The organism is Phenylobacterium sp. LH3H17, assembly GCF_024298925.1.
In the GTDB taxonomy this organism is placed as follows: Bacteria; Pseudomonadota; Alphaproteobacteria; order Caulobacterales; family Caulobacteraceae; genus Phenylobacterium.
Genome location: NZ_CP101283.1, coordinates 1,751,408 through 1,771,209 on the forward strand (window position 1 = coordinate 1,751,408; position 19,802 = coordinate 1,771,209).

At 68.4% G+C, this 19,802-nt stretch carries 20 protein-coding genes; 7 read left to right on the forward strand and 13 right to left on the reverse strand.

Annotation, left to right across the window (positions count from 1 at the left end; all coding sequences use genetic code 11):
- Positions 1 to 5: 5 nt before the first annotated feature.
- Both M9M90_RS08560 and M9M90_RS08565 read left to right on the forward strand, forming a co-directional pair.
- Positions 6 to 1,403, forward strand: a complete 1,398-nt coding sequence (locus tag M9M90_RS08560) for an AMP-binding protein (protein ID WP_254836738.1) — start codon at positions 6 to 8, stop codon at positions 1,401 to 1,403.
- Entirely contained in the window at positions 1,403 to 2,347 is a 945-nt protein-coding gene (locus M9M90_RS08565; protein WP_254836739.1) for an ornithine cyclodeaminase family protein, read from the forward strand. Before M9M90_RS08560 ends, M9M90_RS08565 begins: the two co-directional genes overlap by 1 nt.
- A gap of 66 nt (positions 2,348 to 2,413) precedes the next feature.
- Here the strand turns inward: M9M90_RS08565 and M9M90_RS08570 are convergent, their stop codons facing one another.
- From M9M90_RS08570 to M9M90_RS08600, 7 genes are all read right to left on the reverse strand, one after another.
- Complete coding sequence (locus M9M90_RS08570) at positions 2,414 to 3,211, reverse strand: DUF1295 domain-containing protein (RefSeq protein ID WP_254836740.1); 798 nt, start codon at positions 3,209 to 3,211, stop codon at positions 2,414 to 2,416.
- A gap of 69 nt (positions 3,212 to 3,280) precedes the next feature.
- Positions 3,281 to 4,339: an SO2930 family diheme c-type cytochrome gene (locus M9M90_RS08575; protein WP_254836741.1), complete on the reverse strand. Its 1,059-nt coding sequence runs from the start codon at positions 4,337 to 4,339 to the stop codon at positions 3,281 to 3,283.
- Complete coding sequence (locus tag M9M90_RS08580; protein ID WP_254836742.1) at positions 4,336 to 5,541, reverse strand: parallel beta-helix domain-containing protein; 1,206 nt, start codon at positions 5,539 to 5,541, stop codon at positions 4,336 to 4,338. The genes M9M90_RS08575 and M9M90_RS08580 overlap by 4 nt, the downstream gene beginning before the upstream one ends.
- Before the next feature lie 76 nt (positions 5,542 to 5,617).
- Positions 5,618 to 6,112: a hypothetical protein gene (locus M9M90_RS08585; RefSeq protein ID WP_254836743.1), complete on the reverse strand. Its 495-nt coding sequence runs from the start codon at positions 6,110 to 6,112 to the stop codon at positions 5,618 to 5,620.
- Between the two features lie 84 nt (positions 6,113 to 6,196).
- A complete protein-coding gene (locus tag M9M90_RS08590) occupies positions 6,197 to 7,186 on the reverse strand; it encodes an aldo/keto reductase (protein ID WP_254836744.1) in 990 nt (329 codons plus the stop codon).
- 106 nt (positions 7,187 to 7,292) lie between these two features.
- Positions 7,293 to 7,862 carry a TetR/AcrR family transcriptional regulator gene (locus M9M90_RS08595; protein ID WP_254836745.1) on the reverse strand — a complete coding sequence of 190 codons (570 nt, stop codon included), beginning with the start codon at positions 7,860 to 7,862 and terminating at the stop codon, positions 7,293 to 7,295.
- 82 nt (positions 7,863 to 7,944) lie between these two features.
- Complete coding sequence (locus tag M9M90_RS08600; protein WP_254836746.1) at positions 7,945 to 8,139, reverse strand: hypothetical protein; 195 nt, start codon at positions 8,137 to 8,139, stop codon at positions 7,945 to 7,947.
- Positions 8,140 to 8,305: 166 nt separating this feature from the next.
- Between M9M90_RS08600 and M9M90_RS08605 the strand changes: the two genes are divergently transcribed.
- Positions 8,306 to 10,120, forward strand: coding sequence for an NAD(P)/FAD-dependent oxidoreductase (locus M9M90_RS08605; protein ID WP_254836747.1), 1,815 nt, complete (start codon positions 8,306 to 8,308; stop codon positions 10,118 to 10,120).
- Between the two features lie 190 nt (positions 10,121 to 10,310).
- Here M9M90_RS08605 and M9M90_RS08610 read toward each other — a convergent pair whose 3' ends face one another.
- From M9M90_RS08610 to M9M90_RS08625, 4 genes are all read right to left on the reverse strand, one after another.
- Positions 10,311 to 10,820, reverse strand: a complete 510-nt coding sequence (locus tag M9M90_RS08610) for a DUF1993 domain-containing protein (protein WP_254836748.1) — start codon at positions 10,818 to 10,820, stop codon at positions 10,311 to 10,313.
- Positions 10,821 to 10,897: 77 nt separating this feature from the next.
- Positions 10,898 to 12,109, reverse strand: a complete 1,212-nt coding sequence (glcF, locus tag M9M90_RS08615) for a glycolate oxidase subunit GlcF (protein WP_254836749.1) — start codon at positions 12,107 to 12,109, stop codon at positions 10,898 to 10,900.
- On the reverse strand, positions 12,110 to 13,174 hold the full coding sequence (gene glcE / locus M9M90_RS08620; RefSeq protein WP_254836750.1) for a glycolate oxidase subunit GlcE: 1,065 nt from the start codon (positions 13,172 to 13,174) through the stop codon (positions 12,110 to 12,112).
- A complete protein-coding gene (locus tag M9M90_RS08625) occupies positions 13,152 to 14,651 on the reverse strand; it encodes an FAD-linked oxidase C-terminal domain-containing protein (protein ID WP_254836751.1) in 1,500 nt (499 codons plus the stop codon). Before M9M90_RS08625 ends, glcE begins: the two co-directional genes overlap by 23 nt.
- Positions 14,652 to 14,738: 87 nt before the next feature.
- Between M9M90_RS08625 and M9M90_RS08630 the strand changes: the two genes are divergently transcribed.
- The 4 genes from M9M90_RS08630 to plsY are packed head-to-tail and all read left to right on the forward strand — an operon-like array spanning position 14,739 to position 17,562.
- Complete coding sequence (locus tag M9M90_RS08630; protein ID WP_254836752.1) at positions 14,739 to 15,509, forward strand: SDR family NAD(P)-dependent oxidoreductase; 771 nt, start codon at positions 14,739 to 14,741, stop codon at positions 15,507 to 15,509.
- Positions 15,510 to 15,519: 10 nt separating this feature from the next.
- Entirely contained in the window at positions 15,520 to 16,074 is a 555-nt protein-coding gene (locus M9M90_RS08635; protein WP_254836753.1) for a hypothetical protein, read from the forward strand.
- Positions 16,075 to 16,098: 24 nt separating this feature from the next.
- The gene (locus M9M90_RS08640; RefSeq protein ID WP_254836754.1) at positions 16,099 to 16,830 is read left to right on the forward strand and encodes a dienelactone hydrolase family protein; all 732 of its coding nucleotides are present in this window, start codon (positions 16,099 to 16,101) and stop codon (positions 16,828 to 16,830) included.
- A 57-nt stretch (positions 16,831 to 16,887) separates the two neighbouring features.
- Positions 16,888 to 17,562, forward strand: a complete 675-nt coding sequence (gene plsY, locus M9M90_RS08645; protein ID WP_254836755.1) for a glycerol-3-phosphate 1-O-acyltransferase PlsY — start codon at positions 16,888 to 16,890, stop codon at positions 17,560 to 17,562.
- On the opposite strand, the gene M9M90_RS08650 is transcribed toward plsY, so the two are convergent.
- Both M9M90_RS08650 and M9M90_RS08655 read right to left on the reverse strand, forming a co-directional pair.
- On the reverse strand, positions 17,559 to 18,377 hold the full coding sequence (locus M9M90_RS08650; protein ID WP_254836756.1) for a phytanoyl-CoA dioxygenase family protein: 819 nt from the start codon (positions 18,375 to 18,377) through the stop codon (positions 17,559 to 17,561). The genes plsY and M9M90_RS08650 overlap by 4 nt on opposite strands.
- Before the next feature lie 68 nt (positions 18,378 to 18,445).
- The gene (locus M9M90_RS08655; RefSeq protein ID WP_254836757.1) at positions 18,446 to 19,702 is read right to left on the reverse strand and encodes a cytochrome P450; all 1,257 of its coding nucleotides are present in this window, start codon (positions 19,700 to 19,702) and stop codon (positions 18,446 to 18,448) included.
- Between the last annotated feature and the right edge of the window lie 100 nt (positions 19,703 to 19,802).

Here is a 19,802-nt window from a genome sequence, read left to right on the forward strand (position 1 = left end):
GAACGATGAACCTCTACGACCTGCTCGCCGCCCGATTTCCCGCCGACCGGACCAGGCCCGCCTTCCTGCTGGCCGACGGAACCGCCGTATCCTACGGCCAGTTCGAGGACGACGTGGCCCGCACCGCCGCCCTTCTGATCGAGCACGAGGTCGAGCCCGGCGACCGCATCGCGCTCCAGTCGGAGAAGAGCGTCGCGGCGGTGGCGGTCTATCTGGCGACGCTCAAGGTGGGGGCGGTCTTCCTGCCGCTCAACACCGCCTATACCGAGGCCGAGGTCGACTACTTCCTGGAGGATGCCGAGCCGGTGCTGTTCGTCGAGGACGCCGAGGCCTTCGTCGCCGACGCGCGGACGCGCAAACCCCGTCTCCAGACCACGCCGCGTGACGACGACGACCTGGCCTCGATCATCTACACCTCGGGCACCACCGGCCGTTCCAAGGGCGCCATGCTCAGCCACGGGAACCTGGCGGCCAATGCGCTTGCGCTGCACGAGGCCTGGGGATTCAGCCCCGACGACGTCCTGCTGCACGCCCTGCCGATCTTTCATGTCCACGGCCTGTTCGTGGCCCTGCACTGCGCCTTCCTGTCGGGCGCGCCGATGGTATGGCTACCGAAGTTCGACGACGGCCAGGTGCTGGCCGGGCTGGCGCGGTCCACCGTGATGATGGGGGTGCCGACCTTCTACACCCGGCTGCTGGCCAATCCGGGCTTCACCCGCGAGGCCGCCCGGCACATGCGCCTGTTCATCTGCGGCTCGGCGCCCCTGCTGGAATCGACCTTCGCCGAGTTCGAGGACCGCACCGGAATGCGCATCCTTGAACGCTACGGCATGAGCGAGGCGGTGATCATAACCTCCAACCCGCTGCACGGTGACCGCATCGCCGGCAGCGTCGGCTATCCCCTGCCGGGTGTGGATCTGCGCATCGGCGGCGGCGAGGCCACCGGCGTCATCGAGATCAAGGGCCCCAGCGTCTTCGCCGCCTATTGGCGGATGCCGGAGAAGACCGCCGAGGAGTTCACCGCGGACGGCTATTTCATAACCGGCGACGTGGGCCGTCAGGATCCCGACGGGCGGGTCTGGATCTCCGGCCGGGCCAAGGACCTGATCATATCCGGCGGCTTCAACGTCTATCCCAAGGAGATCGAATTGATCCTCGACGAGTTGCCGGGCGTCACCGAGAGCGCGGTGGTGGGCGTGCCCCATCCGGACTTCGGCGAGGCGGTGGTGGCCGTGGTCATTGGGCAGGGCGACGAGGCCGCGATGATCGCCAGGGCCCGGGAGAAGCTCGCCGCCTTCAAGACCCCCAAGCGGGTGTTCTTCGTCGACGAACTGCCCCGCAACGCCATGGGCAAGGTGCAGAAGAACCTGCTGCGCGACACCTACGCCGAGACCTTCGCCTGATGCGCCTGATCGACCGCGAGGAGGTGGCCGCCCGGCTCACCTATGACCTCGCCATCCCCATTGTCCGCGAGGCGATGATCGCGCTTTCGGCCGGGACTACCCGCCAGCACCTGCGCTCGATCATCCCGCTCGCCGAGGGGCGGATGTTCGGGATCATGCCGGGGGCCTTGGGGGAGACCGCGCCCTTCGGCGCCAAGCTGATCAGCGTCTTTCCCGACAACTTCGCCAAGGGGATCCAGTCCCACCAGGGCGTGGTGGTGCTGTTCGATCCGGACAGCGGCGCCCCGGTCTGCGTGGTCCATGCCGGGGAGATCACAGCCATCCGCACCGCCGCGGCCAGCGCTGTGGCCACCGAGGTCCTGGCGCGCCGGGAGGCCTCGCGCCTGGCCCTGCTGGGCTATGGGGAGCAGGCCGCGACCCATGCCCGCGCGATCGCCAGGGTTCGCAAGCTGACGTCGATCGATGTCTGGGGCCGCGACGCCGGCCGCTGCGAGGCCTTCGCCGCCAAGCTCGGCGCCGAGCTCGGCCTGCCGGTCACGGCCCATGCCGAGGTCGAGCCCGCCGTCGCCGGGGCGGACATGATCTGCACCCTGACGCCGTCTGCCGAGCCGATCCTGAAGGGCGCTTGGGTCGCGCCGGGGACCCACCTTAATTTGGTGGGTTCCAGCTATGCGGGTCCCGTGGAGGTCGACAGTGACCTGGTGGTCGCCGCCCGCTTCATCGCCGACAGCCGTGAAGGCGTCTTGCGCCAGGGCGCCGAGTTTCTTCGCGCCAAGCAGGCCGGCCTGATCGGCGACGACCACATCGTCGCCGAGATCGGCGAGGTTCTGTCGGGCAGGATCCAGGGTCGGCGATCGCCGGACGAGATCACCGCCTACAAGTCCCTCGGGCACGTCGTGCAGGATCTTGCGACCGCCTGGGCCCTATATGCGCGAGCCGAATAGTCCACCCTCCCGCGAGGTCAGCGCACCTGCGCCGCGCTCCGGCGCAATCCTGAAACGCGATCGGCGTCAGGCCTTTCTCGGCGGCATGGGGATGAAGCTGGAGGTCCGCTGGACATAGGCCTCGTAGTCCGGCCGCTTGCGGCGCATCCGTCCCTCGACGGTGGGGACGCCGCTCCACTTGGTCAGCAGGAAGGTGAGCAGGATCGGGCCGGGGAGGGCCAGGGCCCCGATCCAGCTGGTTTCGGCGGCGATCAGGTAGAGCCCCCACCAGACGCAGGCGTCGCCGAAATAGTTGGGGTGGCGAGTGTAGCGCCACAGGCCGGTGTCCAGCACCTGCCCCTTGTTCTCCGGCTTGGCCTTGAACGCGACGAGTTGGGCGTCGCCGAGACTTTCGAAGGCGATGCCGAACACCGCCAGCGCCACGCCGGCCAGGGCCAACGGCCCTAGCGCCAAGGTCGGCGCGATCTGGCCAAGCTGCACCGGCAGGCAGACCAGGAACTGCAGCGGCGCCTGCAGGGCGAAGACCAGCAGCAGGGAGGACTTGGCGAAGCTCCAGCCGCGCTCGGCCTGCGCCTTGCCCATCATGGTGACATAGCGCCGGTCCGGCCCGTCCTTGCGCCAGCGCCAGAGCAGGTAGAGACCGAGCCTCAGGCCCCAAACCGTGCAGAGCGCCGTCAGGGCCAGGGCGTGGGGTCCGCGACCGCCGGTGAACAGGAAGGCGGTCCAGGCGATCACCACCATGCCCAGCGCCCACCAGCTGTCGACGAAGCTGGGATCCTTCAATCGGATCGAGAGCAGCCAAAGAAACAGGAAGCACACGGCGACCACCATGGCGTTGACGCCTAGAACCTGTGCGACTTCCATATGGTCTCCGTTGAATCCGCTAGCCGGCAGGGGCCGGCGCCTTGAGTACGATACTGGCCCTCGAGGCTGTCAATGTGGGGGTTGTAGGCCGGCGATATACTGGGCGACCAGGGCGACGCCTTCCTCGTGGACCAGCGAGCGGCCGAGTTCGGGCATCATGACGCCGGGCTCGGCCGACCTCATCCGATGCAGCAGGATCGACGCAGCTGGGTCGCCGGGGGCGATGGAGACTTCCAGCCCGCCTGACCCGCGGCCGGCCGCCACCGGCCGCTTGCCGATCCCCCGGGCGGCGGGGCGGGTCTCATCCACGTCGAGGAACAGGCCCGAATTGGAGGCCATGCCCCGGGCGTTGTGGCAGTGGGCGCAGTTGGCGTCGAGATAGGCCTCGGCGCGCGCGGCCAGCGGCTCGGCGACGTCGTCCCAGACCGCGGTGCGCGGCGCCTTGGCGAGCGCCGGCGCGCCGGTCAGCATACCCGCGCGGGTCCAATGGGCGAGCTGGTTCTCCGGTCCAGAGGCATAGGGGAAGGCGCCGTTGAGATTCCGCGCCTTGGGGCCGAGCGGCGCAATCTGGCCGGCGACCGAGTGGCATTCCTTGCACTGGTTCACATTGGGCACGGCGTAGTCGACTTGCCACGGCCGGCCCGCCGCGTCGATGAAGCCGACGTCCAGTCGGGTTCCGGCGCGCTTCAGCCTGGCGAGGGTCTGTTCCTCGTTCCAGACATAGGCGAGCGCCGTCCAGCCCTCGGCCTTGCGGATCAGCAGCCGGGTCTCCAGCAAGCGCACCTTTTCGCCCGGGCGGCGGAAGTCGGCGGGATAGGCGAACGTCTTGACCAGGGTCGTGCCGACCGGGAAGTCCAGGGCTCCGGCCGCGGTATAGGCGGCGGCCTGGCCGGGCGGCAGGAAGACGAAGCGGACCTTCTCGGCATAGTCACTGAACAGCGGGGTGTTCAGGCCATAGGGCGTCACCCGAGCGTTGGGCGAGCGGCCGCCCGCGTCGGTGAACAGCCGATAGGCGTCCAGGGTCGGCGCGGGCGTCTCGGCCAGCAGAGCGTCCAGGGCGACAGGCGGGGCCTGGGGCGCGGCGCCCAGCAGCGCGGCCGCCGCGAGGATGGCGGCCAGCCGTTTCAAGGGATCAGCTTGTCCTGGTCGGCCGGCAGCACGACGGGCTTGGGCTCTTCGATCGCCGCGTCGCCGAGGGTGGGCGAGATCTGGGGATTGGCCTCCATCATGGCGCCGGGCTTGGGCAGGTTGAGATTGACCACCGGCCCGTCGCTCAGGCGAACGCGGACCGCCTCGCTGCCCGGCCAGGTCACGACACCATCCCAGATCACCGGCGGCACCGTCCCACCCAGGGCCTTGGCCAGGACCGCCCCGCCGGGGAAGGCCGGCGCCCAGGCGTTGCGGCCCAGCCTGTTGTTCCGCACCACGATGTCGCGGGGCAGGGGATTGTAGGTCTTGTCGTCGAAGGTCTGGCTGTAGGCGATCAGGATCACCGCGGCGCTGGCGTTGCCGTCGATCTCGTTGTCGAACACGTGGACGTTCTTGTTGGCCATCAGCATGACGCCGGTGCCGGTCGGCACATTGGCGACGATATTGCCCTTGGGCGCGAAGTTGGGCGTGTCGTTGTCGACCACCCTGTTGCGGAATATTCGGGTCGAGTGGCCGCCCATCTGCGGCAGGTTCGGCAGGTCGAACACCAGGATGCCGCCGGCGTTGCGGGTGGCCACATTGTCGTAGACGTCGGCGTTCATCGAGTTCTCGATCTCGATCCCGGCGACGTTGAATTCCGCAGTCGAGTTGCGGACCACGATGTTCCTCGACTGGCCCACATAGATGCCGGCGTCCGAGGCCCCGCGCACCGTGACCTTGTCGACAAGCACATTGGTCGACGAGACCGGATAGACCCCATAGGCGCCGTTGGTCTCCTTCGGCCCGCCGGTCCACTCGACCACCAGGTTGACGAAGCTGATCTGGTCGGAGCCCTTGGCCTTGATGCCATCGCCCTTGGTGTCCTGCATCGAGAAGTCACGCATGACCACGCGGTCGGAGGTGACCAACAGACCCTCGCCCGCGCCCTTCTGGCCGGCGAAGGAGAGGATGGTCTGGCCAGGGCCCGCGCCCTTGACGGTGACCCCATCGACGTCGAGCGACAGGCCGTCGGTGAAGTCGTAGCGGCCGGCGCCCAGCTCGATCACGTCGCCGGGCTTGGCGTCGAGCAGGGCGGTCTGGACGCGCTCCTGGGCGTTCGCCCCGGGCGTCACGGCGAGGGTCTTGGCTTGCGCCGAGCCGGCCGCAAGGACAGCGGCGAGGGTGATGGCGAGCGATCTCATGGCGTCCTCCCAGCGGCGTCTGGCGCGCCCCTTGAGTCCGCAGGCTAGGTTGTCGCCGTTCAGTTGGCGAGGGCAATCAATCGGCGGGCTTGCGCAGGAAATGGGCGGTGATCAGTCCGATCGAGAGGCCGACGAAGACGATGTGGGCCACCAGTTGATTGGTCAGGCTGTCGGCCGCCAGGTTGGGCCAGGTCCCGAAGCGCAGGGGGCGCACGATCAGGAACATCACGCCGTAGAGCGCCAGGCCGTAGAGCGGTCCGAAGAGCCAGGGCCGGGTGATAAGCAGGGGCTGTCGCGCGGCCGCCAGGACATAGGTGGTGACCATGACCAGCATGATGGCGAAATGGACGCCGAGTCCCGCCAGGGCCATGCCGGTCCCGCCCTGCTGGGCGCCATCGCCGAACGGGCCGCTGGCCACGTAGCGCAGCATGTCCATCGGCGAGCCGCCCTTGTAGATCGACCAGAGGGCGGCGTCGGCGATGTCGAGGGTCCCGGCCGCCAGCCAGGCCCAGAGGATCGCCTGGCGGTGGCGGGAGTCGGTGTGCGGCGCCGAGCTGTCCATCGTGGCCATGCTGTCCCTCTTGGAAGCTTGACCATAATGCCGCTCAGCGCCGCGCATCAACGGACGCGGAAAAAGATACGCGTCGCTGTGGAGCTACGCGTCGACCAGGGTCATGCCGCGCTCGTCGTAGCGGGTCCCCTGGACCTTGTCGGCCAGGCCGTCGAGGCTGGCGGTCTCGGCGGCAGTGAGCTGCAGCTCGGCGGCCTTGAGGTTACTCTCCAGGTTGGCGAGTTTCGTCGTGCCGGGGATCACCACCACGTTGGGCTTGGTGGCCAGCACCCAGGCCAGGGCGATCTGCGAGGGCGTTGCGCCCCGCGCCGTGGCCAGCCGTTCGATCTCCTCGACCAGGGCGAGGTTGGCGCCGTAGGCGTCGCCCTGGAAGCGGGGCGAGACCACCGCGCGGTAGTCCTGGCCCTCCGGGCGGACCTCGCGGCTGAAGGCGCCGGTCAGCATCCCCCGTCCGAGTGGGGAATAGGCCACCACGCTCACCCCGGTCTCGCAGCAGTGGGGCAGGACCTCGCGTTCGATGTCGCGGGTGAAGATCGAATACTCCCACTGCACGGCGGCGATGGGAGCCACCGCCTGGGCGCGGCGCAGGGTCTCGGCATTGACCTCGGAGAGGCCGATCGCGCCGATCTTGCCCTCGGCCACCAGCTTGGCCATGGCCCCGACCGTCTCCTCGATCGGCCGGGCCGGATCCTTGCGGTGCAGGTAATAGAGGTCGACATGGTCGGTCTTCAGCAGGCGCAGGGACTGCTCGATGGCGCGGCGCATGTTGGCCTCCGAGCCGTCGACTCCGGTCACGGTACGGGTGGCGAGATCGCCCACCGGGCCGAACTTGGTGGCGATGAAGGCCTTGTCGCGGCGGTCGTGGAACGCCTCGCCCAGCAGTTCTTCATTGGCGCCGAAGCCGTAGAGCTCGGCGGTGTCGAAGTGGTCGACGCCGCGGTCCAGGGCGGCGTGCAGCAGCTTGACCGCGTCGGCCTTGTCCATGGGTGCGCCATAGGCGATGGACATGCCCATGCAGCCGAGGCCGATGGCGTTTACTTGTCGGCCGGTACGGCCGATTTCACGACGGATCATGGGGAGCTCCGTTCTGTCGAGATGGGATATGGCGGGGTGTGTGAGCGTTCACTCACATGAGCTTATAGGCCCCACTTCCTGAGGACGTCAATCGGCAATACCGATGTTACGCCCGCCAGGCGTCCACCACCGCATCGGCTGCCATGTCGAGATCGGCCTCGCTCCAGGCGCGGCCCTTGATCTCGCTTTTGACCATGTAAACGACGGGCCCGAAGAACAGGTTCGACAGGATGTCGGTCGGCAGGTTCTTGAACACGCCTTGCGCCACGCCTGCGTCGCGCAGGCGGGTGAGGGCGGCCTGGATGCGTTCGTGCGCCGCCCCGCCTTCGCGCTCCGAGAGGGCGGACTCGGCGAAACGCTGTCCGTAGGTGAAGGCCTCGGTGTCGGAGCGGTAGGCGTTGAGCAGGGTCAGCCACAGGCGCTTCAGGCGTTCGCTCGGCGGTCCGTCGCCGTCGCCGGCCTCGGAGATGGCCGTGAACACTTCGCCCTTCAGCCGGCGATAGGCCTCGATCAGCAGGTCGTCCTTGCTGGGGAAGTGGCGGTAGAGCGTGCCCTCGGCGACGCCCGTCTCGGCGGCGATGGCCGCGGTGGTGGCCGCGCCCATCCCGTCGCGGGCGACGATCTTCAGCGCCGCGCGCAGCAGCCGGTCCTTGGTGCTGAGGGTGTCTGTGAGCATGCGCTCACACGTCGGGGTTCAGGGCGCGCGAGTCAAGCGGCTCGCTTTCTCCCGGGCCGGCGCGGCGGGAAGGGCGTTGCGTTCAGGCGACCTTGAAGTCCAATCCCATGGCGGCCAGGGCCTCCTTGAGGCAGCCAAGCGCATTGGGGCCCAGGCCGTGCAGCGCGGCGATCTCGATCTCGGTGTGCTCGGCCAGGTCTTCGAGACAGGTGACGCCCACGCCCGCCAGGGCCCGTTGCGCCGGCCGGGCCAGTTTGGGCAGGTCCGTGCGGATCATGGGGCCTCCTCAGAAAGCGGTCGCGGGGATATGGCGCGGCTTCACGCCATACTCTATCTTCGAAGGCATTGCAGCCGCCGAGGCGCGGCGCGCCGGCGATCATCGTCGCGCAAAGGCCTCGGGCGGCAAGGGATTTTCGGCCCGGATTTCGATTGGAACCTATTGCATGACGATGACGACGGATGCGGCGGCCAAGCCGCGGATCGACAAGCAGGCGCTGCTGACGAAGTACATCGAAGAGCGCGACAAGCGACTCCGCGCCGATGGGAACGCCCAGTACCTGGAGGTCAAGGGACGTCTCGCCCACTACCTCGACGATCCCTACACCCCGCGCGTCGAGCGGCCGGCCAAGACCGACCACGTGACCTTCGCCTTCGTGGGCGGGGGGTTCGCCGGCCTGGTGACCGGCGCGCGGCTGGTCGAGGCCGGGGTCACCGACGTGCGGATCGTGGAGAAGGGCGGGGACTTCGGCGGCACCTGGTACTGGAACCGCTATCCCGGCGCCCAGTGCGACACCGCTTCGATGATCTACATGCCGCTGCTCGAAGAGACCGGGCATATGCCGACCGAGAAGTACGCGCACGCCCCGGAAATCCTGGAACAGTGCCAGCGCATCGGCAAGCAGTACGGCCTCTATGAGAACGCCCTGTTCCACACCGAGGTCGAGGACCTGAGCTGGGACGACGCCAACTCACGCTGGGTGATCTCCACCAATCGCGGCGACCGTTTCACGGCCAGCTACATCGGCCTGGGCACCGGGCCCCTGCACGTGCCCAAGCTGCCGGGCATTCCGGGCATCGAGAGCTTCAAGGGCCACTCGTTCCACACCAGCCGCTGGGACTATGACTATACCGGCGGCGATCCCAAGGGCGCGCCCATGGAGAAGCTGGCCGACAAGCGGGTGGCGATCATCGGCACGGGCGCGACCTCGGTCCAGGCGGTCCCGCACCTGGCGCGGGCCTGCAAGGAACTGCTGGTCGTCCAGCGCACGCCCTCGTCCATCGACGTGCGCGCCAACCAGCCGATCGATCCGGAATGGTTCGCGCAGATCGCCACCCCCGGCTGGCAGACCCGCTGGCTGGAGAACTTCACCGCCAACCAGGCGGGCGGCAATGCCGAGGTCGATCTGGTCATGGACGGCTGGACCGACCTGTCGCGGCGGATCCGCAGCAAGATCATGCAACTTCCGCCGGAAGATCGTGTGCCGATGAAGATGCTGGCCGCCTATGAGGACAGCGACTTCGAGAAGATGGAGGAGATCCGCGCGCGGGTGGATTCCATCGTCGCCGACCGCGAGACCGCCCAGAGCCTCAAGGCCTGGTACCGCCAGCTCTGCAAGCGGCCCTGCTTCCACGACGCCTATCTGCAGGCCTTCAACACGCCAGGCACGCGCCTCATCGACACCGACGGCAAGGGCGTGGAGGCGATCACCGAAAAGGGTTTCGTGGTCGCGGGGGTCGAGTACGAGGTCGACTGCATCATCTACGCCTCGGGCTTCGAGGTCGGCACCGAGTACAAGCGCCGCGCCGGTTTCGACCTGACCGGCCGCGACGGCCTGAAGCTCTCGGACGCCTGGGGTGAGGGCATGCGCTCCAAGCACGGGATCCATGTGCATGGCTTCCCGAACGCCTTCTTCGTACAGCCGACCCAGGGCGCGAACCTGATCTCCAACGTGCCGCACAACCTGACGGAATCGGGCAAGACCATCGCCATGACCGTCAAGCACGCCCTGGATCATGGCTACAGCCAGGTCGAGGTCACTGAGGAGGCCCAAGGGAAATGGGTCGAGCTGCTGCTCACCGGCATGGGCCGCATGCTGGGCGCCCCCGACTGCACCCCCGGCTACTACAACAACGAAGGGCAGGACCCGGGCCCGGCGGCGCGGCTCAATGTCGGCTATCCGGCCGGGGCGACGGCCTTCTTCAAGTACATCGACGGCTGGCGCAGCTCAGGCGAGTTCGAGGGCCTGGCGTTCCGGTGAGGAGCCGCGAAGCACAGGATTAGATCCTCCCCCAGCGCGCAGCGCGGTTTGGGGGAGGTGGATCGTCGCCCACTTGGGCGACGAGACGGAGGGGGTTGAAGCCCGCTGAAGCGAGTCAAAGTCCCCCTCAGTCAGCTTCGCTGACAGCTCCCCCAGGAGGGGAGCATCTTGCCAAGGATGACGCCGGGCGTCAGAGGCCGCCGGCGAACAGGTCCACCTTGCCGATCGGCACGCCTCGGGACCGCAGGATCCCATAGGCGGTCGAGAGGTGGAAATAGAGGTTGGTGGTGGCGAAGATCGTCAGCCACCGGCCGGCGGGCAGGGTTGGCTCCATCCCCGTCCCGATGGCGATGGTCAGGGGAACATCGTCGCGGCCCGCGAACTCTTCGGGCTTCAGGCTCGCCAGGTACTGCTTGGCCTGCGCGATCGCGGCCTGGAACCCGGCCACGTCGAGGTCGTCGGTGATGTCGGCCGGGACCGGCAGGCCCGCGGCTCGCGCCGGCCACTGGCGGGCGAAGTTGCAGACCACCATCAGCTGGAAGCGCAGGGGCGACATGTCCTCGATCAGCCGCCAGTCCAGCATCTGCGCCTCGCTGACGCCGTTGGCGGCGGCGTGTTCCGCGCCCTTGGCCAGGATGTGCGAGGCGGTCTCCAGGGCGTGGGCGTACTGTTCGACGTAGGTGAAAAGACTGACCGCCACGGGCGACCTCCTGATGAGCTAGGGATGGATTCCCGCCAAGGTGAGGCTTGTAGAGGCGGATCGGCCAGATCCCAAGCCTAGACCACCTCGTCCACCGCCTCGATCCAGTGCCTGACCGGCGCCGCTCCGCCATCGGCCAGGTGCATCCAGCAGCCGATGTTCGCCGTGTAGATCGCCGCTGGGGACGCGGCGTTGAGCGCGGCCAGCTTGGCGGTCTTGAGCTTGCCCGCCATCTTCGGTTGGAGCAGCGAATAGGCGCCGGCCGAGCCGCAGCAGAGGTGGTTGTCGGCCACCGGCTGGGGCTCGTAGCCCAGGCGGGTCAGCAGGGTTCCGATCCGACCGGTCAGCTTCAGGCCGTGCTGCAGGGTGCAGGGCTCGTGGACGGCGATGCGCGGCTTCGCGGGCGCTCGACGGGCTGTGAGGTCGCTGTTGGCCAGGACCTCGATGGGGTCGCGCACCAGGCCGGCCACGGCGCGGGCCTTTTCCAGATAGGCCGGGTCGTCGCGCAGCACGTCGGGATAGTCTCGGATGAAGGCCGCGCAGCCGCTGGAATTGACCACGATGGCCGAGGCGCCGGCCTCGATGGCGGGGGTCCAGGCGTCGATGTTGCGCCGGGCGGCGGCGCGGCCGGCCTCCGGGGCGTCCAGGTGGAAGTCCACGGCCCCGCAACAGCCCGCGCGGGGCGCCTCGGTGAGCGCGATGCCGGCCTTGTCGAACACGCGGGCGGTAGCGGCGTTGAAGTGCGGCGCGGCGGCGGACTGGACGCATCCCTTCAGCAGCAGCATGTGGCGGGCGTGGGCTGCCTTGGGCCAGGCGCCTGGAGCCACGGCGGGCGGGACCTTGGCCTTGAGGAAGCCCGGCAGCAGGGGGCGCGTGAGACGGCCCAAGGTCAGGGCGAGGCCGAACAGAATCGCGGACGTGGTGAGCCGGCGGATGGCCTGGCGGGCCAGGCGCGCGGGCCAGGGACGCGGGGCGGCGGCGCGCACGGCTTCCCGGCCGATGTCGTAGAGCCGGTGGTACTGGACGCCGGACGGGCAGGTGGTCTCGCAGGCGCGGCAGGAGAGGCAGCGGTCCAGGTGCTTGAGGCTGAGCGCGCTGACCGGCTGGCCCTCAAGGGCCTGCTTCATCAGGTAGATGCGGCCGCGCGGGCCGTCCAGCTCGTCGCCGGTGAGCTGATAGGTAGGGCAGGTGGCGTTGCAGAAGCCGCAGTGGACGCAGGCCCGCAGGGCCCGCTCGACCACCCCGCCAGCGATGGTCCCGGCGATCGGGCCTGAGATCACCGTGCGCATCTAGAGGCCCTCATACATGCGTCCGGGATTGAACAGGCCATGGGGGTCGAGCGCCGCCTTGACCCGTTTGTGCAGGGCCAGGAGGGGGGCGGGCAGGGGCTGGAACACCTGGTCGACCCCGCCGCGGAACAGGGTGGCGTGGCCGCCGACCGCGGCGGCCACGTCCCAGATCGTGGTGTCGACGCTGTCGGCGGCCAGCCAGCGCTGCGAGCCGCCCCAGTCCCAGGCCAGGTGGCCGTCCAGGCTGGGTAGTTGCGCGGTCTGGGGCAGGGAGAGCCGCCACAGGGCCGGGCCGTCGAAGGCCGGATGGCTCAGGTCGCGCAAGGCCGCCCAGATCTCGCCGGTCTCGGTCTCGCCGCCCAGTTCGCGTGCGGTCTGCACCACCGCCGCCTCGCCGCCGGACAGCCGCAGGTGCAGCCGCTCGCCGTCGTGGAAGGCGCCCGACATCGGCAGGGGCCGGCGCATCAGTTCGATGACGCGGCGCCGGGCGGCCTCGCTGGCGAGCTCGAAGGCCAGGGCCGTCTCGGCGCGCGGCCGGGGCGTGACGCGGATCGACGCCTCCAGGATCACGCCCAGGCAGCCCAGGCCCCCGGCCATCAGCCGGAAGGCGTCGAAGCCGGCCACGTTCTTGAACACCGTGCCGCCGAAGTTCAGCACCTCGCCGCGCCCGTCCAGCACCTTTGCCCCCAGGACGTAGTCGCGCAGGGCGCCGGAGAACGGCCGCCGCGATCCCGAGAGCCCGGCCGCCACCGTGCCGCCGAGCGTGCTGGCCTCGCCGAACACCGGCGGCTCGAAGGCCAGCATCTGGCCGTTGGCCGCCAGCAGGGCCTCGATCTCGGCCATGGGCGTGCCGGCCCGGGCGGTGATCACCAGCTCGCTGGGGTCATAGGCCACCACGCCGCGGTGGGCGCCCAGGGTCAGCGGCTCGGCCTCGATCCTGCGGCCGTAGAAGGCGCGGGTGTCGCCGCCGATGATGCGGAACTTCAGGCCCTCGGACCGCCCGGCGCTCACCACATGGGCAAGGCGCTCGGTCTGGTCGGCGTCAGAACCGGGGGAGGTCGGCAAACGGCAGCTCCCCGTGATGGACGTGCATGCCCCCGAACTCGGCGCAGCGGTTGAGCGTCGGGATCGCCTTGCCGGGATTGAGCAGGCCCAGGGGATCGAAGGCGGCCTTGAGCGCGAAGAAGGCCTCGATCTCGGCGGCGTCGAACTGGACGCACATCTGGTTGATCTTCTCGCGGCCCACCCCGTGCTCGCCGGTGATCGTCCCGCCGACCGCGACGCACAGCTCCAGGATCGCCCCACCCAGCACCTCGGCCTTTTCCAGGTCGCCCTGCCTGTGGCTGTCATAGAGGATCAGCGGGTGCAGGTTGCCGTCTCCGGCGTGGAACACATTGGCCACCTGCAGGCCGCAGGCGTCCGACAGACGGGTGATCTCGGAGAGCACCTTGGGCAGGGCGCGGCGTGGGATGGTGCCGTCCATGCAGTAATAGTCGGGCGCGATGCGGCTCACCGCCGGGAAGGCGTTCTTGCGGCCGGCCCAGAAGCGCTGGCGCTCGGCCTCGTCGCGGGCGGCGCGGACCTCCACGGCGCCGGCTGCGAACATCAGGGCGGTGACGCGTTCCACCTCCTCGGCGACATCGGCGGCCACACCGTCCAGCTCGCACAGCAGTATGGCCTCGGCGGCCTTGGGATAGCCCGCATGGGCGAAGTCCTCGGCGGCGCGCAGGGCCAGGCCGTCCATCATCTCCAGGCCGCCGGGCGTGACCCCCGCGGCGATGATGTCGGCCACCGCCTGGGCGGCCCTCTCCACGTCGTCGAAGGCGGCCAGCAGGACGCGCGCCTCCTCGGGCAGGGGCAGCAGCTTGACCACGACCTCGGTCACCACCCCCAGCAGCCCCTCCGAGCCGGTCATCAGGGCCATGAGGTCGAAGCCCGCCGCGTCCAGGGCCTCGGAGCCGAGGGTCAGGACCTCGCCGTCGAGGGTCACCACCTCCAGCTTGAGGATGTTGTGCACCGTCAGGCCGTACTTCAGGCAATGCACCCCGCCGGCGTTCTCGGCGACATTGCCGCCGATGCTGCAGGCGATCTGGGACGAGGGATCCGGGGCGTAGAACAGGCCCAGGTGGGCGACGGCTTCCGAGATCGCCAGGTTGCGGACCCCGGGCTGGACCCGGGCGATCCGGGCGTCGAGATCGATCGCCAGGATCTTGGAGAACTTGGCCATGCTGAGCAGGACGCAGCCGGGGAAGGGCAGGGCGCCGCCCGAGAGGCCGGTGCCGGCCCCACGCGCCACGACCGGCACGCCGAGGTCGCGGCAGGTCTTCATCACGCCGGCCACCTGGGCCACGGTGGTCGGCATGACCACCGCGCCGGGCAGGGAACGGTAGGCCGCCAGGCCGTCGCTCTCATAGGGCCGCAGGGCCTCGACCTCGGTCAGGATCGCATCGGCGGGCAGCACCGCGCGCAGGGCCGCGCCCAGCCGCTGGGCCGAAAGCACCGGGAAGTCCGCATCGAGTCGGGCGTCGAAATGGTCGAGCATCAGGCCGGACCTTGGGCGTACGGGCGCTCTAGCGTCAACCACGCGGCGCGCTACAAGGTTATCAACGATAGGGAACGGGAGAGAACCATGGATCTGGGCTTGAAGGGCAAGGCCGCGGTGGTGACCGGCGGATCGCGCGGCATCGGCCGGGCCATAGCCGACCTGCTGGCCGACGAAGGCTGCGACGTGGCGATCTGCGCGCGCAACGCCGGCCAGGTGGCCGAGGCCGTCGCCGCGCTGCAGGCCAAGGGCGTAAAGGCCTTCGGCCAGGCGGTGGACATCGCAGACGGCCCGGCGCTGAAGGCCTTCGTCACCCAGGCGGGCAATGAGCTGGGCGGCATCGACATCCTGGTCTCCAACGCCAGCGCCCTGGTCCAGGGGGCCGGCGAGGACGAGTGGAAGGCGATGTTCGACATCGACGTCATGGGCGCGGTCCGTTCCTTCGAGGCGGCCAAGCCGTTCCTGGAGAAGGCCGGCGCGGCCAAGGGCGACGCGGCCTTCATCATCACCTCGTCGGTTTCGGCGGCCGAGGCGACCGCCGCCTCGTCCTACGGCGCCATGAAGGCGGCCCAGATCCACTACGCCAAGGGCCTGGCCCGCGAGAACGCCGCCAAGCACATCCGCGCCAATGTCATCTCGCCGGGCACCGTGTTCTTCGAGGGCGGGGTCTGGGGCAATGTGAAGGCCGGCATGCCGCAGTTCTTCGACCAGATGATCAAGCGCAACCCCACCGGCCGGATGGCGACGCCGGAAGAGGTGGCCGCCGCCGCCGTCTTCCTGGCCAGTCCGCGCTCCAGCTTCACCACCGGCATCAATATGCTGGTCGACGGCGCCATCTCGTCGCGCGTGAACTTCTAGGGCCAAGACATTGGATTACGACTACTTCCAGCTCAAGCTCGGCCGCGAGCGGACGGCTCACAAGACGCTGGCCGAGCGGCTGTATCCCATACCCGAGGTGGTGGCCGTGTTCTCGCCGCTGCTGGGCTTCGCCTCCAACGAGGCCCTGGTCCTGGCCAGGGCCGGGGCGGAGCTTGGCTTTCCGGCCCAGGCCGTCGATCGGCTGACCCCGACCCTGCGCCCCACGTCGGACGTCCCGCCGGAGCCGAAGGGGGTCTATGTCCACAACTGGTTCACCATCGACGGCGGCGCGGTCGACGAGTTCGTGCGGCTGTCCGGTGAGGCCTGGCCCGCCTTCGAGAGCCGGTTCGAAACCAAAATCTACGGCCTGTTCCTGGCCGCGGAAACCGAGGCGGACCGGGCTGAAGGCGCGCGCCGACTGTTGCTGATGACCAATTATCGAGACCTTGGCGAGTGGCAGGTCTCCCGCGATCCGACATCCGAGGCCATGCAGGTCTTCCTGCGCCGCCGCGAACTGACGCGTGTTTCCCTGGCCCGCAGCTGCCTGGTCATTCCGCGGGCCTAGCGGCCCCAATCCGAGGAGCCTGGGATGATCGAGCAGACCGTGGAGGTCCCGACCAAGGACGGGGCCACGACCACCTTCATCGTCCATCCGGAACGGGATGGGCCGCATCCGGTGATCCTGTTCTTCATGGACGCCCCGGCGATCCGCGAAGAGCTGCGCGACATGGCCCGCCGGTTCGCCAGCGCCGGCTATTACGTGATGCTGCCCAACCTCTACTACCGCTCCGGCGTGCTGGAACTAACGGCCGAGGACTGGGCCGACCCCGAGCGGAAGAAGATGTTCGGGCTGATGTACTCGCTGACCATCCCGCTGGTGATGGAGGACACCGACGCCCTGCTGGCCTATGCCGACGGCCAGGCCGCCGCCGACGCCAAGACCGTGGGCTGCGTCGGCTACTGCATGAGCGGTCAGTTCTCGATCAATGCCGCGGCGCGCCATCCCGACCGGGTCAAGGCGGCGGCCTCGATCTACGGCACCTTCCTGGTCACCGACAAACCCGACAGCCCGCATGTCGCGGCCCGCAAGGCCAAGGGCGAACTCTACTTCGCCTGCGCCGAGATCGACCGCTGGGCGCCGTTGGAAATGGTCCAGGCCCTGGAGACATCGCTGAAATCGGACGAGATCGAGGCCGAGGTCGAGTTCTATCCCGGCGTCGAGCACGGCTTCGCCTTCCCCAACCGCGCCGCCTACGACAAGACCGCCGCCGAACGCCACTGGGAGCGGCTCAACGCCCTGTTCCGTCGCCGGCTGGGTTAGCGCGCGGACGGGTTGGCGGGAAAGCCATGATCTCATTGACGCGAGCTGAGTGAAGTCATGGTCTTCTGGATCGCGAGCGCGGCTGGACTGGCGATCGCCTACCTCCTGGGTTCCACGCCCACGGGTTATCTGGCGGGGAGACTGCTCAAGGGGATAGATATCCGCGAGCACGGCTCCGGATCCACGGGGGCGACCAACGTATTGCGAACCCTGGGGAAATGGCCTGGGTTGGTGGTGCTCCTGGTGGATTTGCTGAAGGGCGGGGCGGCGATCGCCTTTGTCCGCTGGTATTTTCCCTGGCTCTATACTTTCTCGTCCGTCACGCCCCCGACCGCGCCTGATCTGCAGGCTTGGATGCCGTGGGCCGTTTGCCTGGCCGGCCTCGCCGTGTTGCTGGGGCATGGCCGTTCGATCTGGCTGAACTTCACGGGCGGAAAATCGGCCGCGGCGGGGCTGGGCGTGTTGCTGGCGATGTCCTGGCCAGTCGGCTTGGGCGCCGCGATGGTTGTCGGCCTTGCGCTGGCTGTTTCCCGGATTGTCTCGCTTAGCTCGATGCTGGGGGCGTTGACCGCGATCGCCCTCATCTGCAGCCTGGAACAACCGTTAGCCTATCGGTTGCTGGTGATTGCCGGCGGCATCTACGTGATTGCGCGCCATCGCGCCAACATTCAGCGCCTACTGGCTGGGACAGAGCCCCGCCTGGGGCGACCTCGCCCGGAGCCGCGCCCCTAGACCCGATCCACCGGCGCCACCCAGTCGTCGTCCAGGCTCTTCAGCGGGTGCGAGCCGGTCACCTGACCCATGAAGGGCGGCCAGATGTTGTAGCCCAGCAGATCCTGCAGGCGCGACGACATGGCCTTCACGCGCCGACGGGGAACGCCGAGATAGAAGTTCTCCTGCGTGCGGGCCCAGGGCTCGCAATACTGGTTGGTGAAGGCCAGGCGCGGGGCCGAACTGCGGTTGGCTCCGCCGCGGTGGAGCAGGGTTCCCTGGAAGACGATGGCGCCGCCGGCCGGCATGACGGCGGGGACCAGCATGGCCTGGGCGTCGCGTGGGTCCAGGGCGGCGACTTCGGCGCTGCTCCAGGTGTGACTGCCGGGAATGATGTCGGTGGCGCCGTTGGTTTCGGTGAATTCGTCGATCGCTCCGACAATCGACAGGCTGATCGCGGGACGCGGTCGCGGCTGGCGATAGAAGCCGTCGTCGAAGTGGACGGCCTGGGCCTTCTCGCCGGGATGGATGCAGATCGCCTGGCTGGCGGTCAGCAGATAGCTCGGCTGCAGGAACCGGTCGAGCAGGGCGAGCAGCCGCGGTTCGGCGGTCAGCTCCTCGAACACCTTGCCGCGCGCGACCAGGGTGTAGACCCGCTCGGTGTCCAGGCCCTCGAAGTCGTTGCGGCCGTGGTGGGTCCCCATGTGCGGGGCCAGCGCCGCCCGCGCCTGGGCCAGCTGGTCCGCATCGGCGAAGTCCGGAATGATTGTGTAGCCGTCGTGGGTCAGCCGCTCGACGTGGGCATCGAGGTCGAAGGTCGCGGGCGTCATATCCATGGTCGCCTCCGTTTTGCTCGCGCAAAACTAAGCATGCACGACCGGAGGATGACCAGCGTTCGGGTGGCCTAGTTCCGCGAGGGGATGATCACCTTCATGGACTCGTAGCCCTTCACGAAGGTCGAATAGACCCGCTTGGGCTCCTCCAGGAGCACGACCTCCGGGAAGCGCTTGAGGATCTCTTCCCAGATGATCTTGAGTTGCAGCTCGGCCAGGCGGTTGCCCACGCAGCGGTGGATGCCGAAGCCAAAGGAGATGTGGTTGCGGGGCCGCTCGCGGTTGATGATGTAGTCGTTGGGCCGCTCGATGACCTCGTCGTCGCGGTTGCCCGAGACGTACCACATGACGACCTTGTCGCCCTTCTTGATGGTCTTGCCGCCCAGTTCGAAGTCCTGGGTGGCGATGCGGCGCATGTGGGCCAGCGGGGTCTGCCAGCGGATGGTCTCGGAGACCATCGACGGGATCAGGGCGGGGTTCTCGCGCAGCTTCCTGTACTGATCAGGATTGCGGTTCAGCGCCAGGATCGAGCCCGAGATGGTGTTCCGCGTGGTGTCGTTGCCGCCGACGGTGAGCAACACGATGTTCCCGAAGTACTCGCGCGGCTCCATGTTCCGGGTGGCCTCGCCATGGGCCAGCATGGAGATCAGGTCGCCGGCCGGCGGGGCGTTGACCCGCTCGTTCCAAAGGTTGGTGAAATAGGCGTGGTACTCGATGAAGATCTGCATCTTCTGTTCGAGGGTGTCTATCAGGCCCTGGCCGGGAACCGCGGTGACCACGTCCGACCAGTAGGTCAGCTTGCGGCGGTCTTCCTGCGGCATGTCGAACAGGGTGGCGAGCGTCATCGCCGTCAGTTCCATCGACACCTTGTCGACCCAGTCGAACTCCTCGCCGATCGGGAGGGAGTCCAGGATCTTGGCCGCGCGCTCGCGGATCAGGGGCTCGAGGATCTGCAGGTTCATGGGCGAGACCACGGGGCTGACGGTCTTGCGCTGCACGTCGTGCTTGGGCGGGTCCATGGCGATGAACATGGGCAGGGGACCCTTGTCACCGTCCTGGGTCGCGATGGTGATGCCGCCTTCCGAGGAGAAGGCGCCGTGGTTGGTGTCCACGGTCATGATGTCGTTGTACTTGGTGATCGACCAGTACGGGCCGTAGTCGCTCTCAGCCGTATAGTGGACCGGGTCTTCCTTGCGGAGCCGCTCGAAGTTCCACCACATCTGGTCGGACTGGAAGAGGGCGGGCTGGGCCGGGTTCAGCTGGTCCAGCGGGGTTGCGTAGGCCTGCGCTCGGGCGTCCTTGCTCAGATCGATATTGCCGTCGCTCATGGTGTCCTCGGTCCCTTGTGGGCGTCTCCAGGCTTCCACCAAAGATGACGCTACCGTCAATTTTTTAGCCTGAAATGGGTTACCCGTCTCCAACTGATCT

Coding starts and splice junctions, on each gene's coding strand:
- M9M90_RS08655 (WP_254836757.1), bottom strand. CDS start 19,702: ATGAGCGACGGCAATATCGATCTGAGCAAGGACGCCCGAGCGCAGGCC.
- M9M90_RS08585 (WP_254836743.1), bottom strand. CDS start 6,112: ATGGCCACGATGGACAGCTCGGCGCCGCACACCGACTCCCGCCACCGC.
- M9M90_RS08625 (WP_254836751.1), bottom strand. CDS start 14,651: ATGCTCGACCATTTCGACGCCCGACTCGATGCGGACTTCCCGGTGCTT.
- M9M90_RS08640 (WP_254836754.1), top strand. CDS start 16,099: ATGATCGAGCAGACCGTGGAGGTCCCGACCAAGGACGGGGCCACGACC.
- M9M90_RS08570 (WP_254836740.1), bottom strand. CDS start 3,211: ATGGAAGTCGCACAGGTTCTAGGCGTCAACGCCATGGTGGTCGCCGTG.
- M9M90_RS08630 (WP_254836752.1), top strand. CDS start 14,739: ATGGATCTGGGCTTGAAGGGCAAGGCCGCGGTGGTGACCGGCGGATCG.
- M9M90_RS08590 (WP_254836744.1), bottom strand. CDS start 7,186: ATGATCCGTCGTGAAATCGGCCGTACCGGCCGACAAGTAAACGCCATC.
- glcF (WP_254836749.1), bottom strand. CDS start 12,109: ATGCGCACGGTGATCTCAGGCCCGATCGCCGGGACCATCGCTGGCGGG.
- M9M90_RS08650 (WP_254836756.1), bottom strand. CDS start 18,377: ATGGATATGACGCCCGCGACCTTCGACCTCGATGCCCACGTCGAGCGG.
- M9M90_RS08580 (WP_254836742.1), bottom strand. CDS start 5,541: ATGAGATCGCTCGCCATCACCCTCGCCGCTGTCCTTGCGGCCGGCTCG.
- M9M90_RS08565 (WP_254836739.1), top strand. CDS start 1,403: ATGCGCCTGATCGACCGCGAGGAGGTGGCCGCCCGGCTCACCTATGAC.
- M9M90_RS08595 (WP_254836745.1), bottom strand. CDS start 7,862: ATGCTCACAGACACCCTCAGCACCAAGGACCGGCTGCTGCGCGCGGCG.
- M9M90_RS08600 (WP_254836746.1), bottom strand. CDS start 8,139: ATGATCCGCACGGACCTGCCCAAACTGGCCCGGCCGGCGCAACGGGCC.
- M9M90_RS08560 (WP_254836738.1), top strand. CDS start 6: ATGAACCTCTACGACCTGCTCGCCGCCCGATTTCCCGCCGACCGGACC.
- M9M90_RS08605 (WP_254836747.1), top strand. CDS start 8,306: ATGACGATGACGACGGATGCGGCGGCCAAGCCGCGGATCGACAAGCAG.
- plsY (WP_254836755.1), top strand. CDS start 16,888: ATGGTCTTCTGGATCGCGAGCGCGGCTGGACTGGCGATCGCCTACCTC.